This is a genomic window from Autumnicola patrickiae (genome assembly GCF_031846525.1).
Lineage (GTDB): Bacteria > Bacteroidota > Bacteroidia > Flavobacteriales > Flavobacteriaceae > Autumnicola > Autumnicola patrickiae.
The window spans coordinates 51040-66880 of sequence record NZ_JAVRHM010000021.1 but is presented as its reverse complement, the minus strand read 5'-3'; the positions used below and the strand labels follow the sequence as shown (position 1 = coordinate 66880).

The 15841-nt window shown below is 33.4% G+C and carries 15 protein-coding genes; 10 read left to right on the top strand and 5 right to left on the bottom strand.

What is annotated here, in order from left to right:
- Positions 1-399: 399 nt before the first annotated feature.
- The 3 genes from RM549_RS15805 (at position 400) to RM549_RS15795 (ending at position 1631) form a co-directional block, all read left to right on the top strand.
- On the top strand, positions 400-975 hold the full coding sequence (locus RM549_RS15805) for a recombinase family protein (RefSeq protein WP_311686584.1): 576 nt from the start codon (positions 400-402) through the stop codon (positions 973-975).
- A gap of 281 nt (positions 976-1256) precedes the next feature.
- The gene (locus tag RM549_RS15800) at positions 1257-1442 is read left to right on the top strand and encodes a hypothetical protein (protein WP_311686582.1); all 186 of its coding nucleotides are present in this window, start codon (positions 1257-1259) and stop codon (positions 1440-1442) included.
- Positions 1443-1448: 6 nt separating this feature from the next.
- Entirely contained in the window at positions 1449-1631 is a 183-nt protein-coding gene (locus RM549_RS15795; protein WP_311686580.1) for a hypothetical protein, read from the top strand.
- A 17-nt stretch (positions 1632-1648) separates the two neighbouring features.
- On the opposite strand, the gene RM549_RS15790 is transcribed toward RM549_RS15795, so the two are convergent.
- The gene (locus tag RM549_RS15790) at positions 1649-2104 is read right to left on the bottom strand and encodes an SOS response-associated peptidase family protein (RefSeq protein ID WP_311686578.1); all 456 of its coding nucleotides are present in this window, start codon (positions 2102-2104) and stop codon (positions 1649-1651) included.
- 375 nt (positions 2105-2479) lie between these two features.
- On the opposite strand from RM549_RS15790, the gene RM549_RS15785 reads away from it, so the two are divergent.
- The gene (locus RM549_RS15785) at positions 2480-2929 is read left to right on the top strand and encodes a LexA family protein (protein ID WP_311686576.1); all 450 of its coding nucleotides are present in this window, start codon (positions 2480-2482) and stop codon (positions 2927-2929) included.
- Between the two features lie 2 nt (positions 2930-2931).
- A complete protein-coding gene (locus RM549_RS15780) occupies positions 2932-4218 on the top strand; it encodes a Y-family DNA polymerase (RefSeq protein ID WP_311686574.1) in 1287 nt (428 codons plus the stop codon).
- Between the two features lie 115 nt (positions 4219-4333).
- Here the strand turns inward: RM549_RS15780 and RM549_RS15775 are convergent, their stop codons facing one another.
- Positions 4334-5938, bottom strand: coding sequence for a hypothetical protein (locus RM549_RS15775; protein WP_311686572.1), 1605 nt, complete (start codon positions 5936-5938; stop codon positions 4334-4336).
- A gap of 420 nt (positions 5939-6358) precedes the next feature.
- Positions 6359-6976, bottom strand: a complete 618-nt coding sequence (locus RM549_RS15770; RefSeq protein WP_311686570.1) for a hypothetical protein — start codon at positions 6974-6976, stop codon at positions 6359-6361.
- A 360-nt stretch (positions 6977-7336) separates the two neighbouring features.
- Here RM549_RS15770 and RM549_RS15765 point away from each other — a divergent pair, with 360 nt between their 5' ends.
- The 5 genes from RM549_RS15765 to RM549_RS15745 are packed head-to-tail and all read left to right on the top strand — an operon-like array spanning position 7337 to position 13668.
- Complete coding sequence (locus RM549_RS15765) at positions 7337-7729, top strand: plasmid mobilization protein (RefSeq protein ID WP_311686568.1); 393 nt, start codon at positions 7337-7339, stop codon at positions 7727-7729.
- Positions 7730-10099, top strand: coding sequence for a relaxase/mobilization nuclease domain-containing protein (locus tag RM549_RS15760; RefSeq protein WP_311686566.1), 2370 nt, complete (start codon positions 7730-7732; stop codon positions 10097-10099).
- 4 nt (positions 10100-10103) lie between these two features.
- Positions 10104-12110: a YWFCY domain-containing protein gene (locus RM549_RS15755; protein WP_311686565.1), complete on the top strand. Its 2007-nt coding sequence runs from the start codon at positions 10104-10106 to the stop codon at positions 12108-12110.
- 17 nt (positions 12111-12127) lie between these two features.
- Entirely contained in the window at positions 12128-12829 is a 702-nt protein-coding gene (locus RM549_RS15750; protein WP_311686563.1) for a helix-turn-helix domain-containing protein, read from the top strand.
- Positions 12829-13668 (top strand): phosphoribosyltransferase, encoded by an 840-nt coding sequence (locus tag RM549_RS15745; protein ID WP_311686562.1) that lies wholly within the window; start codon positions 12829-12831, stop codon positions 13666-13668. Before RM549_RS15750 ends, RM549_RS15745 begins: the two co-directional genes overlap by 1 nt.
- 91 nt (positions 13669-13759) lie before the next feature.
- On the opposite strand, the gene RM549_RS15740 is transcribed toward RM549_RS15745, so the two are convergent.
- Entirely contained in the window at positions 13760-14872 is a 1113-nt protein-coding gene (locus RM549_RS15740) for a hypothetical protein (protein WP_311686561.1), read from the bottom strand.
- A gap of 247 nt (positions 14873-15119) precedes the next feature.
- Entirely contained in the window at positions 15120-15839 is a 720-nt protein-coding gene (istB, locus tag RM549_RS15735) for an IS21-like element helper ATPase IstB (protein WP_311686559.1), read from the bottom strand.
- Positions 15840-15841 lie beyond the last annotated feature (2 nt).

Here is a 15841-nt window from a genome sequence, read left to right as displayed (position 1 = left end):
GGAATAATTTTCCAGCCAGCTTTTTTATTTTCTAAAGGGGTCAGCATCCGCCGGAATGACAGATACCTAAAAGGTGATCTTTAGAGGGGTCAACTTAGTCCTGAATATCCAGGCATCACTATGACTGGTTAAATGAGCCCATCCACTAGCTAAATAATGTGATCACAATAGATAATCGGGTTGATTACGTAGCTTTCAAAACGATAGAAAATAAATCTTATGTAGGCTTCCCCTATTAGAACTGCTTGATTATAAAAATTATCATAAGATAATTGCCAAAAGGTTATATTCCAGTTTCATTAAACGGTCGTTTTTTGGGTATATAAATTTTTAGGCGAAAACATTTCAATATCAGTTCCATTCTCCGTTTTATTTATTAGTTTTATAAAGTAACCTTTTTTGGAACAGGATATGTTGGTTGGATATGCAAGAGTTTCTACTCAAGATCAAAAGTTAGAATCACAATTAGATTTATTAGAGAAAGAGGGATGTGATAAAATTTACTCAGACGTTGGTAGTGGTGTTCGAGAAGATAGAAAAGGTTTACTAGAAATGTTGGAATTTCTTAGAAGGGGAGATACAGTCATAACATATAAGAATGATAGAATTTTTAGATCTCTAAAGAATATGATTGATCTAATAGACACTTTTAATGAAAAGGGGGTCCATTTTAAAAGCATTAGTGAACCTGAATTTGATACTACATCTGCAAATGGGAAATTTCTTTTACAAATTTTCGCTGCTGTAGCGGAATTTGAAAGAAATCTTATAAGTGAGCGTACAAAAGTGGGCTTGAACAATGCACGAAAACGTAAAAAACTTCTAGGTCGTCCAAAAGGTTTTAAGAAAGATACCATTGAGAAATATCAGTATGCAAAGCATTTGTATGATAATCAAAATCTACCGATAGAAGAAGCTTGCAAACGGGCCGGTATAAGTAAAACTAGTTTCTATAGAGTTGAGAATAAAAATTAGGATGAATTCATTCAACTATCATTTATAATAAACAGTCAAAATGCACAATGGTTATCTCCAGTATTACAAGCCAAATGTATTAATAGGTGTTGTGGTAATTTTTGGTATATCAATTTATCTAGCAAAAGATTTGTAGCCTTCCCTACAGGGGAGGATCAGAAATAGGTGTGATTCTCCACAACAATTTAAAAGTATTAAAAGGATGGTTCATTTGGAAAATGTGGATGAAGAATTATATGAGCAAATAGAAAAAATTGTAAATCCTAAAAACATTAATTAACATGATGTTACTAGACAAAAACGAAAATTCCCTCCCCAAAAGAGTAAAGGAAATTTCAACCGATAATACAGGCAATTTCTATTTTAAATTTTCTTTGGCTGATGCAAGAAATAGTGATCTTGAATTTGTAGGGAGTCGTGAAGATTTTGAAGAATTGAAAAACGAACTAGAAAAGCTCTTAAAATAGTGAGTTATGACTCAATGGGAAAATATAATTTTTGCAGCTCCCCTTATAGAAATAGGGGATAAAGCAAACGATGCAAAAAAATCTACTAGATTTTATGGGAAATTCAAAAATAAAGGGAAGTGGATCTACTGGACGAAAATCAAAGTTGAAAGTTTGCCGGAATCTCACGCAAAACATTTTACAGAATAACATCGGTTGTGTATTAATTAAATATCTAGACCCTCGTATTCCTCAAATTCTAGAATTTCAGGGTAATTTGAATCTGTTTGTTTAAAAACGTCCCTGCTTACAGAATAGGTTTGTAATTCACTTTCCGGAAATTGCACATTCATTATTTCTTTGATGTGGGATTCGGTAAGATCCGGGTTAAGCCATTCTTTCACCAGGATATCATTTAATAAAATAATTTGCCTGGGTTCTGCTGTAGTATTGTGAATTTTAGCAAAGAAGGGAGATCCTTTTTTCGTTAATAGCGAAAATGATACAAAACCGTCCTTTGTAATAGAATATATCCCGGCCACCGACAAGAATTTTTCTTTACTATTCTTAAATAGGATAGGGTATTTTGTTCCCCGGTATTCGTGTGGTTCAAAAAAGGCCGTAATGGGAACAACGCAACGTTTTTCAAAGGCAGAATACTTGTAAATGAAATGGTCGAACAATTCTCACTCCTGGCATTTAGTCCTCCACCCTTACGATTCACTTTTTTATAATAATCATTTTGTTTAGATCCTAGCTGATCATGTGGCATAATGCCCCAAATCGCAGGATTGATTACTGTACTTTCTTGTTCAGGAATGATAAATGCTTCCGGATGGCTATAACCATTCAAATGATAGTTAAATAAATCGGCATCCTCAATTTCCAATTGGGGATTTCTTGTTACCTGGTAATGATCCTCGATTACGGGTAACTTTTCTGTCAGGCTAATATGAACACACATTTATATATTCTTTTGTTTAAAGGTATATCTTTTCTCCTAAAAATTAAATTTGGATAAATTCCTAACAGGTTGGAAAAACTCCTAATTTTGTAAAATGAAAGTGAGAAAAATTTTTGTACAAGAGACATTGGAAATTCTATCTGTGAATAGTAGTGCGGTCCTGTATTTACCTTTAGTTGGTTCTGATATCTCAGCAGGATTCCCATCACCGGCTGATGATCATTTGGATATCGCAATAGACCTTAATCAAGAGCTTATTAAACATAAAGATGCTACTTTTTACGGTAGGGTAAAAGGCGATTCTATGCAGGATGCCGGAATTCATCACGGAGATCTCTTAATTATAGATAAAAGCCTGGAACCAAAAAGTGGTAAGATTGCGGTATGCTTTATTGACGGGGAATTTACTGTAAAACGCATTCAGATTAAAAAGGATGTTATCTGGCTAATAGCGGAAAATAAAAATTACAAGCCAATAAAAGTGACCAAGGATAATGATTTTTTGATTTGGGGAATTGTTATCAATGTGATTAAATACGTTTGATTATGTTCGCCCTGGTTGACTGTAATAATTTTTACGCTTCCTGTGAGCGCGTCTTTAATCCAGCGCTAAATGGAAAACCCGTTGTAGTTCTTAGTAATAATGATGGTTGTGTGATAGCCAGGAGTAATGAGGCTAAGGCCCTTGGTATTCCAATGGGTGCTCCTTCCTTTGAGTATGAAATATTGTTTGTAAAATACAAGGTAAACGTATTTTCATCAAATTACGCTCTTTATGGGGATATGAGCACCAGGGTAATGAACATACTTTCTACCTATTCACCTGATATTGAAATTTATTCCATTGATGAAGCTTTTTTAAAGCTTGAGGGATTTGAGCAGCATTACAATCTAGAGGTATATTCCAAGGAAATTATTCAGAATGTAACCCGGTCAACCGGTATTCCAATTAGTATAGGAATCGCCCCCACAAAATCCCTGGCTAAAGTCGCCAATAAAATCGCTAAAAAATTCAGTTTACGAACCGGAGGTACTTATGTAATCGATTCTGAGGATAAAATAAAAAAGGGTCTCCTTTGGACAAAAATAGGCGATGTGTGGGGGATAGGGAGACAGCATGAAAAACGACTTCAGAAAATAAAGGTTCATAATGCCTGGGAATTCACACAGCTTCCTAATCAATGGGTTCAAAAGGAAATGAGCATTGTTGGGCTACGTTTAAAAAGAGATCTTTCCGGTGAGAGAATTCTGGACCTGGAGGATGCTGCTATTAAAAAGAATATCGCTGTAACGCGCTCCTTTGAAAAGATGTATAGCAGTTTTGAAGATATTCGGGAGCGAGTTGCTACTTATGCCGGAAAGGCAGCTGAAAAATTGCGCAGACAAAATTCGTGTTGTAGTATGATCTATGTTTTTTTACACACCAATGGATTCAGAGAAGATCTTCCCCAGTACCGGGCAAATATTGCGGTACACATTCCCAACCCTACAAATTCTAGTATTGAATTAATTAAGGCTGCCATAACTGGACTAGAAAAGATATTTAAAAAGGGGTTCCAGTATAAAAAAGCGGGGATAATGGTAATGAATTTGACACCAGCCAGCCAACGACAGCTTTCATTATTTACTGCCGAAAATCCAAAGCACCAGACTTTGATGAAAACCATTGATCGTTTGAATATTCGGGAAAATCAAAAAGTAAAATTTGCAGGTCAGGATCTTGACCGTACCTGGAAAATGAAACAAGAAAAATTATCTAAAAGATATACCAGTTGTTTGAATGAAGTTATAATTATTAACTGTTCCGATTCATTTGGTGACAGGACATTTTAATTTTAATAAACCCTGATAAACATCTTATCGGAATTGAAGTCTCGACAGACTTACATGAGATTTCATCCTCCTTCAATGCCCTTATTCCGAAAGAATGGTTAGAACATTACACCAACTAATCATAATCTTTTTTATAAAACCTTTCAATAATCATTTTTTCTTTATCAAAACCTCTTAATCTAAGCAGTTCTAATAAACTTTCTCTATCATATCCTGTATCTAAAACAACAGATTTCAATTTGCTTTTATTTAAGGATTGAATAAACTTTTTACCGTCTTCCCAGAAATTAGCTGAAGTGATATATACTGCCTTTAAGCTTTGGCCTTGATTAATTTCTGCTTCAAATCTTTTTGCAGCAAATGGTTGTGTTCTTCTGAAAAACCACTTCAAAGAAGACTTTGTATTTGAATCTCCAAGTGGTATTGTTGCATTTGAATGGTATCCTTTTAGCTCAATGATAACAATTTCTGGAGGAAAGGAAGAGTTTATAATATAATCATACTCGTAACTTTCTTTTTCTCCATTCTCATTTAAGGAAGACAACACTTTACCTCTTGAAATAGTTGCTGCAGGATAAAGACTTGAAATAAGTGGATACATCAAAAATTCAAATAAGGTTCCTTTCAGTTCCTTTAAAGCCTCATCTTGACCTGCTTTTACCATTAAATTCAAAATATTTTCAATTTCTAAATTTAAGTTTTCCGTGTGTGAAAATGTTAGTGATAACTGTTTTGATTTTTGTAAAATTTCAAAAATATTCTTACCAAATATTGCACTTATATCAAAACATATAATTCCAAGTTTCTTAATTGTATTTAATGTATGTTCTGAACAATCACTATAAATTATAATTGGTAAAGTTTTTCTCTTATCACCAGTTACTGAATTTCTATTGATTTGTATTCTGCCTACAAAGGCATCTAAATGTGTTTTTGTATAAGTATTCGATAGAAGAACATCTAATACGACAAGGGTTTTTTTATCTTCCGTTTCTACCTTTGCTCCTAAAACTGGATTAATACCTGTAGCTTTTGTATAACCAAAAGCATCCCATACGAGATTATTATGTGCAGCCCCTACAGAAGGGGTTTTTTTATTCCTGTAAATAACATTCTGGCTAGTTATGATATTCGTATTCACAAGCCACCGAAGAATATCTGGAATAATTGAACAATCTGACACCATTTTATTGAAATGTTCTGCCATCAAATTAAATTCCTCTACAGAGTTCAATTCTTTACCTTCAACCTTGTAAATAATATATACCACATCATTTTGATCCCTCTTAGTATATAATATGTTTAACTTAAAAAGAAGGTTTAATATATCTTGAAGGGTTGAAACCTTAGTTGTGCTTTCTTCAACAGGAGATGATGTTATTTTAAGACCTTCATAGTATGATACAATTCCGTTATTTAAGTCTATTAAATCTAAGAGCCTATAAATAGGAGGTCTTGAAATTTTACATATTTCCTTTATATTATCTATTAGAAGTTCGTGCTTATTATATATATAGATATATTGGTTTTTTCCAAATGTATAAGGTGCAGATGATTTTATAGCCTTTGTAGCTACAGCTCTTTTTATAACTTGACGAGCATTTTGTGTAGAAATATCAAATTTCTCAGAAAGAGCTTGGCATAAATTTGATGACGTATCAAAAAGTGTTTTTTTTAGTTTTTCATTTAGAAGAGAATTATATTTATCCTGGACTTTCATAATTATATTTTTGTCACACTGCCCTTATAAATTTTATTTTTTACCTATTATTTGGCCTTCTTAATTTTTAAAGATCAATTATTATACGTGTAAGTTCTTGAAAATAAAAGTTTTAAGAAAAACATAAATTTTTAATTACATAAATTATAGCTTATAATATGTCACAATATTCTTCAAATTTTGTCATTTAAACCTAATTAAATAAGCATTTTATGTAATAAATTGTCGTAAAAAATTGATAAGAGTGGCTATATAATCTAGAAAAATACCCAGCCTCTCAGAAAAATTGGGTATCACTTCAATTCAGAAACCAATGATAGTTAGATTTTACCATTTTGAGTTTGCTTAAAGCAACTTATTGGTATCGGGAATTTAAAAATCAATAGTTTGTGCAACGGTTACTTTGATGTGTGCTGCATTTTAACTTATATATTCTATTAAACCATTTTCTACAACTACATACTCCTTATCACTTAATTCAATTTTACCATCACACGGTATATTGCCGTTGATTAAAATCTTATCTCCAATCTCATAACCTTGCACTTTTCTCGTATGAATTTTCACTTCCCCGCATTTTGCCAGGAAATTGACAATTTTCTCACTTAATTGTCTAACAGTTCCATCTGTTTTAATTCCGTTTTTGGAAAGATAATCTTGTTCAGTTTTTTGTAATAATTTTTCAATGGTACTTTCAATTTTATTTTCATTAACGAATAATTGATAATCATCTGTTCCATCTCTTCTCAATATCATTATTGAATTATCGAAAAAACCCTGACTGAAAAGAATTGTTTCGTCATCATGTTCAATTAAGAGGCTGTTCAATGATGGTAAATAATCCCAATTTCCTTTTTTAACTTTCCCATTCGTTGAAATCAATAATTGATTTTCTTTTTGTCTAAAAATATAAATGCACCTGTCCGTTTCGCTACCAAAGTTTGTTACCCACGGTTGTTCAGTCAAAATGCTGAAATTATCTAGCTTTTGGCTAAAATTTTTTAATCTATCTACGTATTCTTTTAAATGTAAAATCATGAAGCATTATTTAATGTTGCACACATCATGCAAATAAATGTACAGTTATATTTATTTCCGATATGTCTTTACTAATATAAAAGGATTAAATATCGAAAAAATTTTCAACTCATTTTAGTATATCCTAAAGGATTGATTTCCTTCATTTCCAAAATTTAATCTCTAAAAATTTTCAATCCTATTGAGATCAAAACTCTGCTTTTGTTAGAAAACGATTTAAGAAACCTTTTTTGGAAATATTTCAGGAAATTTAGTTAAATTAGAATTTCGAAGGAAAATAGCAAGATAATGTTTTGTCGGACAAAACAATCTTGCACCTGCAGTGGTCCATCCGCAAGGATGCGTTAATTGGAATCTGAAATGAAGGAAAATAAAACAGAGATTACGAAAGGAAAAAGAATTTACGCCCGGTTGAGCGATGAAGAATTTAGGACATTTGAAGAAAGGAAAAAGAAATACCAGGTCGAAAATAACAGTGATTTTATCAGAGCCTGTGTTCTTGGGAATACGGTCCGAACAACCGTTGTTGATTTGGAAAAAAAGAAGATTACCGCCAAATTATCTATTATCCGGAGTGAGTTAAATATGATTGGAAATAATATAAATCAGATAACAAAAATTATTCATGCAGAGCAAAAAAAAGGGGCTTTGGCCAATCAAGCTTTTCAACTTCCAAAGCATCTAAATGAACTTTCTGAGCAACTTGAAAAGCAAAAAACAGTAATTTCTAATATTACTAAATTCATTAAATAAGTGGTTACTAAGCTCACATATGGATCAAGTATTTACGGATTGCTTTCTTACAATGAAGACAAAGTAAAGGAGGGGAAGGCTAGCTTCCAGTTCTCTCGTAATTTCCCATATGAAGATTCTAAAATGAGCTTTAAAGATAAGTATGATCACTTTAAAAATTTTATTGACCTTAATGTAAGAACAAAGAAAAATGCCTACCATTTTTCTGTAAATTTTGCTAATGAAGATTTACCAAAACTATCCGAAGAAACAAAACAGAATGTGGTCTCAGAATATATGGAGAGCATAGGTTTAAAAGACCAACCCTATTTAGTATATGAGCACTTCGACGCAGCCCATCCACATTTGCATGTCGTTACTACCAATATCAATTCTGATGGAAATCGAATTGATATTTACAGACAAGTTAACGAGCATAGTGAGGATGCCCGAAGAGCCTTAGAGATTAAATATGATCTAACAATTGCTGACGACCAGAAGAAGGAGGTAGATAAGATCCTGGAGAACGTTGATAGAATTTCTTATGGAAGAGATTTAACAAAGGCCAGTTTAAACAGTACGATTTTAAAAGTCCGGGAAGTTTATAAACCTACTTCCATTGAAGAATACTCTAGGACTTTATTACGTCACGGAGTAGTTCTGGATAGGGGCCAGAAGGGAACTCCGCAAAGAGAAAATAACGGTCTTGTTTATGGATTTTCTGATGATTACGGAAACCAGGTAGGTCAAGGAATAAAAGCCAGTAGATTTTTTAATAAACCAACTTTTACCAACCTGGAAAAAGACTTTTCCAACAATAAAATGGTTAAGGATAAATATTTTGGCGCTATAGCTAAGGCTGTAAATAAACAGTTTTATGAGCACTTAAAATTTACTGAAAAGTCATTTCGAGAAAAATTAGAGAAAGAGGGTATAGGAGTTTCTTACAACTATACTACTGCAGGGATGATATCTAGTATTGATTATCACCACAAACAAAGTGGAGCTCTCTATAACTCCAAGGAATTTAAATTAAATGCTTCTGATCTATACAAGAAGTTTGGTGATACTACCCTGAGCTATTCTGAAGCAAAACAGCTAAGCCGTTCATTATCCGAACTCTGGAGAGAACAATTTAGGAAAAGTGAATATTCCTTTGAAAGTACATTTATAAAATATTTGGACCGGAACGAATTTTTAAATCGTTTTGAAACCAAGGAGGGCCGGTTTAGTAGTAAAAATCTAGAAAGCAGTCTGGATAATTTCATTCAGTATAAACATACCAATTTTGAAAAATTATATAAAAAGGATCTCGCCAAATTCAACAATTATGCGGTTCCTCTTGTTCGATATTTAAAAGATAATAGAGCACTTAATATAAGCGATAAAGAAGCAATCTTTAGATCTTTTGATATTGCTATTAAAAAAGAAGAGGGGAGGACAATTTTCCACCATCTAAAAGACCCTAATGTAGGGATGGTGCTTCAAAAATCTGCTGCCAAGGTTCTTGAACCCAGTTTTGGTTCTGCAGATGTCATAAAGGGAGAGCTGTCAAAAGGGGAAAAACAATTAATTAAATTTTTAGCCAATCGTCCCTACAAGCACAATGATATCCCTAAGAATATCAATTTTTCATTATATAGATCTTCTAATTTAAAAAGAATATTAAATGATGCTGACCGCGAATTTATTGAGACCAACTATAACAAGCATTATTTAAACCTAGTGAAAAACCAATTAGAAAATGGGCAAATAACCAATTATAAGGATTTACTAAATCACGGCCTGGTGGTGGAACCGACTTCAGAAAAAAATGGAGAGTGGAACTATGTGGCCAGATTTTACAATAATGAGAAAAGATTTTCTATACCGGTGGGTAATGAATTAAAAAAGTGGCTTAATGAAGAAGGCATAACTAAATCCATTTATGACCAGGAGATTTTTAAAAGGGTTTCTCAACGATACGAAAATTATAATTTAAAATATCGCTTGATGTCCCAGCTTAATGAAATTAAAATGGCCCCGATTCATTCACATCAAGAAAATGCTTATAAACTTGAGAATATATACTCCCAAATTTCCAAACAGAATAAAGGGATGGCCAATGAGATTGCAGGGAAGGTAGAAGAAATTTATGCTAATCAAGATAGCTCTGCAGAGATTAATTTGAACCAGGTTAGAGAAGTTCTATACGCTGAAATTGAAAGCTGTAAAGATCCGGAAATTGGAAATAATCACATCCCAGAGAAAAGTTTAGACAATCAGGTAAGTATCTCTAATCATCCGAGTATAGAGTCTTCCGGTGGAGGCTTACGTATTTCAAATGATGACGAGGAAGAGCGAAGGCGCAGGAAACTACTAAAGAGATTTTATGATGACTTAGAAAGATAGGATTATGATACATACTAATAAACACAAACAGGAGGACTATTTTTACAATAGTTATTTGATTGCCAACGGGATGCTTTTTCTTTTTGTAGCCTTGCACTTCTATTTATTTGGGTATGGATATTTCGATTATTTTGGGCTTACGCATCCTTACCTGGAAAAAATAATGATGCCTATTGCCAGTAGTCTGTTCTTTTCAAACCATTTTATTACCAAGGCAATAATTGTGGTGATAAGCCTTATCACCTTTAGTATGGTAAAAGTTTATAAAAACAAGGACATCAATTTAAATGCAGCTATTCGTAATTTGGTTTTAGGGATAATTATTTTTTTTGCCTCTAGTTTAATATTATACCTGGAGCTCTCCATGGTTGCAGGATATTCTTTTTATGTCCTCATTTCCTTTACTGGTTTAATCCTCTTTAATGATGGGATGGGCAAAATTTTCAGGTACTTTAAATCTGATCTTAAAGAGGATATTTTCAATAAAGGCCAGGAGACCTTTCCTCAGGAAAGAAGAAAATTAGTAAATGAATCATCCGTTAATCTACCGGCAAAATACAATTTCAATAAACGACAGTTTAAGAGCTGGATCAATTTCGTAAACTTATATCGTGGTTTACTGGTAACCGGTTCCCCAGGTTCTGGTAAAACTTATTTTGTTATAAGGCATATTATATCTCAACTGATCAATAAAAATTTTACGATGTTGGTCTATGATTTTAAATACCCAGATCTCTCAAAGCTCACTTATAACCTTTTAAGGGAAGCTTATCCCAAACTTAAAATTCAACCAACTTTTTACTGTATAAATTTTGACGACCTTGAAAAATCACATCGTGTAAATCCCTTATTACCTGAATCTATAAAAGATATTTCCGATGCCTATCAGGCATCTAAGAGCGTATATTACGGAATGTCCATTAAAGGCACTACTAAACAAGATCCCTTTTGGGAAGACGGTGCTATTAACGCTTTAGCAAGTATTATTTGGCTCCTGAAGAAAGAAAATAATGGAAAATATTGTACCTTCCCGCATGCGTTGGAATTTTTAATGGGCGACCATCGAAAGTATATTCCAGTGCTAATGTGTGATAGCCAGGCCTCAAAATATGCTAGCGTACTTTATACTGCTATGCTTGAGGATAACTCTAAGCTACTTAACAACATGATGGCCACCTTAAAGCAAAAGATGGCGAAATTGGCATCACCGAATGTGTATTGGATTATGACCGGTAATGATTTTTCGTTACACTTAAATAATCCGGAAGATCCCAAGATTTTATGTCTTGCAAATAATGATCAAAAAAATCATGTATATTCGGCCCCGATTTCTCTTATCATCGAAAAAACTTCCAGACTTATTAATCGAAAAGGACAACTTAAATGCGCAACGGTCTTCGATGAATTTCCTACTGTTTATTTTGAAAATGTAGCTAATCAAATTGCTACGGCAAGAAGCAACAAGATTGCTACTATTTTAGGTTTACAAGATGCTTCCCAAAATGAAAAAAATCTGGGGAGGATTGACTCTGAAATTATATTTAATATAACTCCGAATATTATTTCGGGTTCTTTAAGTGGAAAGATGGCCAAGGATTTATCTGAAAGATTAGGAAAAATAAAAATGGTCCGGGATTCCGTAAATATGGGGCAAGATGGACCAACAAAAAATCAAAGTGTTCAAATGGATTATGCTGTTCCGGTATCTACTATAAACAATCTCTCTTCCGGGGAAGTAGTGGGAGTCGTTGCAGATAATCCAGACCAAGCCATTGAACTAAAGAGATTTCATAGCCATATTATTAACGATCATAAGAAATTGGAGAAGTTTGATCGTAGAATGGAAGAGCTGCCTGTGGTTAATCCAAATGTAAGTGAAGAAAAAGTGAACTTAAATTTCGATAAAATAAGTTATGATTCAAATCAACTAATTAATGATCTATATGAAAAATATAGTACAGATGATAGGTATAGAAATATTTTCAGCCCTTTAGAAAAATCCAAAATTTAGCAAATTATTAAGTAACAATGGCAGTTAAAATTGAGACAGATCACGGGGTGATTTATTTTACTCTTGAAGATTATATGAAGCGTAACCGCATTAAATTGCAGGAGATCGCAGATTTATTTGATAAGAGTTACCAACAGGCAGGGAATATTAAAAATGGGAAAAGTAATAGTCTAACTTTTGATATGATCGCAGCAATGTGTGATAAATTTAATTGCCAACCAGGGCAGTTATTTCAATATCACAAAGTATCAAATGATAAAATCAAAAGCTTAAATGAACTTTCTATTGTAACCAGCTATAATAAAATTAAAAAAATGGCTAACAATGAAGTAATAAGTGCGGAAATCCATATAATATACTACCAGGAAGAAGACTTTATCATCTTTGGTTCCCCGGAATTGGATATTTTTTCTGATTTTGAATTAAAGACGGAACACAGAGAAGATCTACAACAAGCAGTGATCGCAAATTTTAGAGAAAATTTTAAAATAAAAAATAGTCAATATAAAAAGTTTGATGCTTTTATAATGAATATGCAACGTCACAATCATTGGAAATACTGTAATGAAACCAAATCTTTTATTCCAATGCCTCTGAGTTATTACCTATCAACTTTTGATGTACTTAAAAAGATGGTAGAGAACCGTCCCTCTGAAATAATTAAACTTCGAGTATCTATAAATTTAGATGTAGAAGCAATTGATTTTGATCTTGGTTAATGGAAATACATAAACTCTCATATCAAGCAAATCCCTACGACACTTCATTAAAAGAGTTTAATAATTATAAAGAAGATCTGAAAAAGGGTGATTTCACCTCCAAACAAGCAATGGAGGTCCTAAATAAATTTGTCACAAAAGAACATTATAAGTCTTTAGACAAAATCGTAAACGATAATACAATATTTGTTTGTGTACCTTATAATGAGTCGAAGGAATTTAAAAATATTCTCCCAAAATTATATGCTCAGACTCTTTCTGAAAAGTACAATAAACCTTCTTTGGATCTCAATGATTTTATTCTTTATAATCAAAAGGAAAGCTCCAGGTCTACTTATAATATAGAACGTCGTTCAATGAATGATTTTTCTTATAATTTTAAAAGCCAGGGGAAGTACGAAGATTTTAAAATGCTGATTAAGTATAAAGATTTAGTTCTGGTGGCTGATGTTATAACTACCGGTGAAACGGTTGCTCATTTGGCTACTTATCTAAGGGAAAAAGCTGAGATTAATATAACGCATGTCCACGCTTTAGTGACAGCTAATAATCGCAATCCAAGTGATCGGGATATGAACCGACTGGCCCAGAAAATCCAGGGATATACCAATGATAATTATTCCATGAAGGAAATAATGGATAAAGTGCATTATAATTTTAGTCCCTATACTCATTTGAAACTGGCACGGTATGAAAGATCTGTAAATGATCCTGCTTCCGCTATGAGAGCTTTTAATACAATGAGTATTGATTCAGCAAGGGTGGAAAGCAGTATACAATTAAGTATAAATAAACAGATTCCCAGGAGCATTCAAAGAGATCATGATTTAGAGCTTTAAAATTCTCTATTTCCTCATTATTCTACTTTTAAACAGTTTGGTTTTAAGGGAAGCTTACAATTGGCTTTAGTACTATATGGACTTATCGTTTTTACTCTTCGGATGCGGTTGATGTAGCATAGATTTGTATCATTACAGATGGCACAGAATAAATTACTGAATTTGCTTTATTGAGAAAATCTATTTTTTTAAATAATCTTCTGTTACCAGTTTGACTGAAATCAATGTGAATACTATCTAAGTCTTTTATTTCAAAATCTGTATAACCTGCTGGATTAGCTATTTCTTTTTTTAAAAACTCCTTTTCCTTGTCAGTTAAATCATAATCTTGAAGTAATGTATTAATAGTCTTTTTATCAAAATCCTCTTCTTTTTTCACTAAATTCTTTCTAAAATCGTCAGGTACAACATCTCGGAAACTAATTGATTTTATGATATTGTTGTTTTTATCGAACAAATTTAGTTTGACATATTGGTCTAATAATTTATCAGGTTTTAAGTTCAAGCTATCTATATCGCTTAACTCAAAATCGTATAGTTCAGAGTATTCATCTATTTTCTCAAGCATTTTTGAACTGGGCTCGCCAAGCAAATCATATGGAAACATCATTAAGATTTTCTTTCTTTCTTCTATAGCTTTTTGGATTTCTTGTTCAGCGATTTCTCTTATTTTTTCCTGCTCGGCAATTTCCTTGTTTTTAAATTCCTTTGAAATAACAAAATTTATAGATTGAGTACTTCCACTTAAGGGAAATACAATATCATTTTTGCCAAATCTATTCTTAATTCTCACATCGACTTTATTGGCAGATTTTAATTTTTCTATAAATTCCAGTTTATGAAAATATTCTCCAGTGTTGGTGTTTTTAAAATCATCCAAAAAAATGATTTTACCATCAGGCGATTTAGATAAATTACGGCTTAAATACATTAAATTAGGTTCATTGTCAAATACCCAGAAGATTTCGATATCATAGACGGACTGATAATAACCTGCATCTGCAATGTAAAAATTTAATAAATTTTCTTTTACCAAATTTATTACGAGTGTGGGTTTATGATACGGATAATCATTACCAGTACCCGTTACACTTGCAATTCTGTATTTTCCGTCAAATGCGTTTTCACTAGATTTGTGTTTCCAAGCCTGAGCGGAAAGTATATTAAAAGCTAAAAGGCTTATAATAAGAATGATACATCTCATATTTTCTTTTTTTTGGTGTCGAGCTTCTGTATTAAAGCCAACGTCTCGTATAAAAAACAGTGTGAGCTGGTGAGCCTGATTGTCCGCAGGACAATCAGGCGTTGCAAGCGAGCACGGAAATTCGATTTTGAGACAGTTTTAAGCATGGTTTTTAGCTTTAGTGGATATTCAGGTGATGCTGACCCCTCGTTCAGGCCATACTGACCCCTCTAGAGATTCTGGTCAAAAAGATAAGTTAATGACAATATTACAGTTTTTTTCTAAGACTTTCTCCCTTAAGTTCTATTCGATGGGAAGTGTGTACCAGACGGTCCAAAATAGCATCCGCAATGGTAGCTTCTCCAATAATATCATACCAGCTTCCCACTGGTAATTGACTGGCAATAATGGTTGATGATTTTCCGTGCCTGTCTTCAATGATTTCCATCAGATCCATTTGTTGTTTCTTGTCCAGATGAGCCAGACCAAAGTCATCCAGGATCAATAGGTTGGCCTTAGCCAGTTTATCAAAGAACTTCAGGAAGCTTCCATCAATACGGGCCATTTTGGTTTTCATCAGTAATTTCTGTGTATTGAAGTACAGTACCTTATTTCCCTGGCTACAGGCCTGGTGTCCTAAAGCCGAGGCAAGGAAGCTTTTGCCGCAGCCTGTGGCCCCGGTAACTAATACCGATTCCCCTTTTTCTAAGTATGTTCCGGTAGCCAGTTCGGTGATCTGGTCTTTATTGATTCCCCTGGCGGTTTCCAGGTTTAATTCCTCTATGGTAGCCTGGTAACGGAACTGGGCACTTTTCTTCAGGCGTTCAAAACGCCGGTGGACACGTTCTTCGGCTTCGGCTTGTAATAATACTTCTAAGCCTTCCCCCAGGGATAGCTCGTGGTGTTGCCGGGTTTCTATCATAGCTTTCCAGCTTCGGTGCATTCCCCCGAGCCGGAGTTGTGATAATTGGTTTTCAATGGTGTTCATGT

Excerpts from the sequence above, each read along its gene's own strand:
- RM549_RS15800 (WP_311686582.1), top strand. The coding sequence starts at position 1,257 with ATGATGTTACTAGACAAAAACGAAAATTCCCTCCCCAAAAGAGTAAAG.
- RM549_RS15795 (WP_311686580.1), top strand. The coding sequence starts at position 1,449 with ATGACTCAATGGGAAAATATAATTTTTGCAGCTCCCCTTATAGAAATA.
- RM549_RS15785 (WP_311686576.1), top strand. The coding sequence starts at position 2,480 with ATGAAAGTGAGAAAAATTTTTGTACAAGAGACATTGGAAATTCTATCT.
- RM549_RS15780 (WP_311686574.1), top strand. The coding sequence starts at position 2,932 with ATGTTCGCCCTGGTTGACTGTAATAATTTTTACGCTTCCTGTGAGCGC.
- RM549_RS15775 (WP_311686572.1), bottom strand. The coding sequence starts at position 5,938 with ATGAAAGTCCAGGATAAATATAATTCTCTTCTAAATGAAAAACTAAAA.
- RM549_RS15770 (WP_311686570.1), bottom strand. The coding sequence starts at position 6,976 with ATGATTTTACATTTAAAAGAATACGTAGATAGATTAAAAAATTTTAGC.
- RM549_RS15765 (WP_311686568.1), top strand. The coding sequence starts at position 7,337 with ATGAAGGAAAATAAAACAGAGATTACGAAAGGAAAAAGAATTTACGCC.
- RM549_RS15755 (WP_311686565.1), top strand. The coding sequence starts at position 10,104 with ATGATACATACTAATAAACACAAACAGGAGGACTATTTTTACAATAGT.
- RM549_RS15750 (WP_311686563.1), top strand. The coding sequence starts at position 12,128 with ATGGCAGTTAAAATTGAGACAGATCACGGGGTGATTTATTTTACTCTT.
- RM549_RS15745 (WP_311686562.1), top strand. The coding sequence starts at position 12,829 with ATGGAAATACATAAACTCTCATATCAAGCAAATCCCTACGACACTTCA.
- RM549_RS15740 (WP_311686561.1), bottom strand. The coding sequence starts at position 14,872 with ATGAGATGTATCATTCTTATTATAAGCCTTTTAGCTTTTAATATACTT.
- istB (WP_311686559.1), bottom strand. The coding sequence starts at position 15,839 with ATGAACACCATTGAAAACCAATTATCACAACTCCGGCTCGGGGGAATG.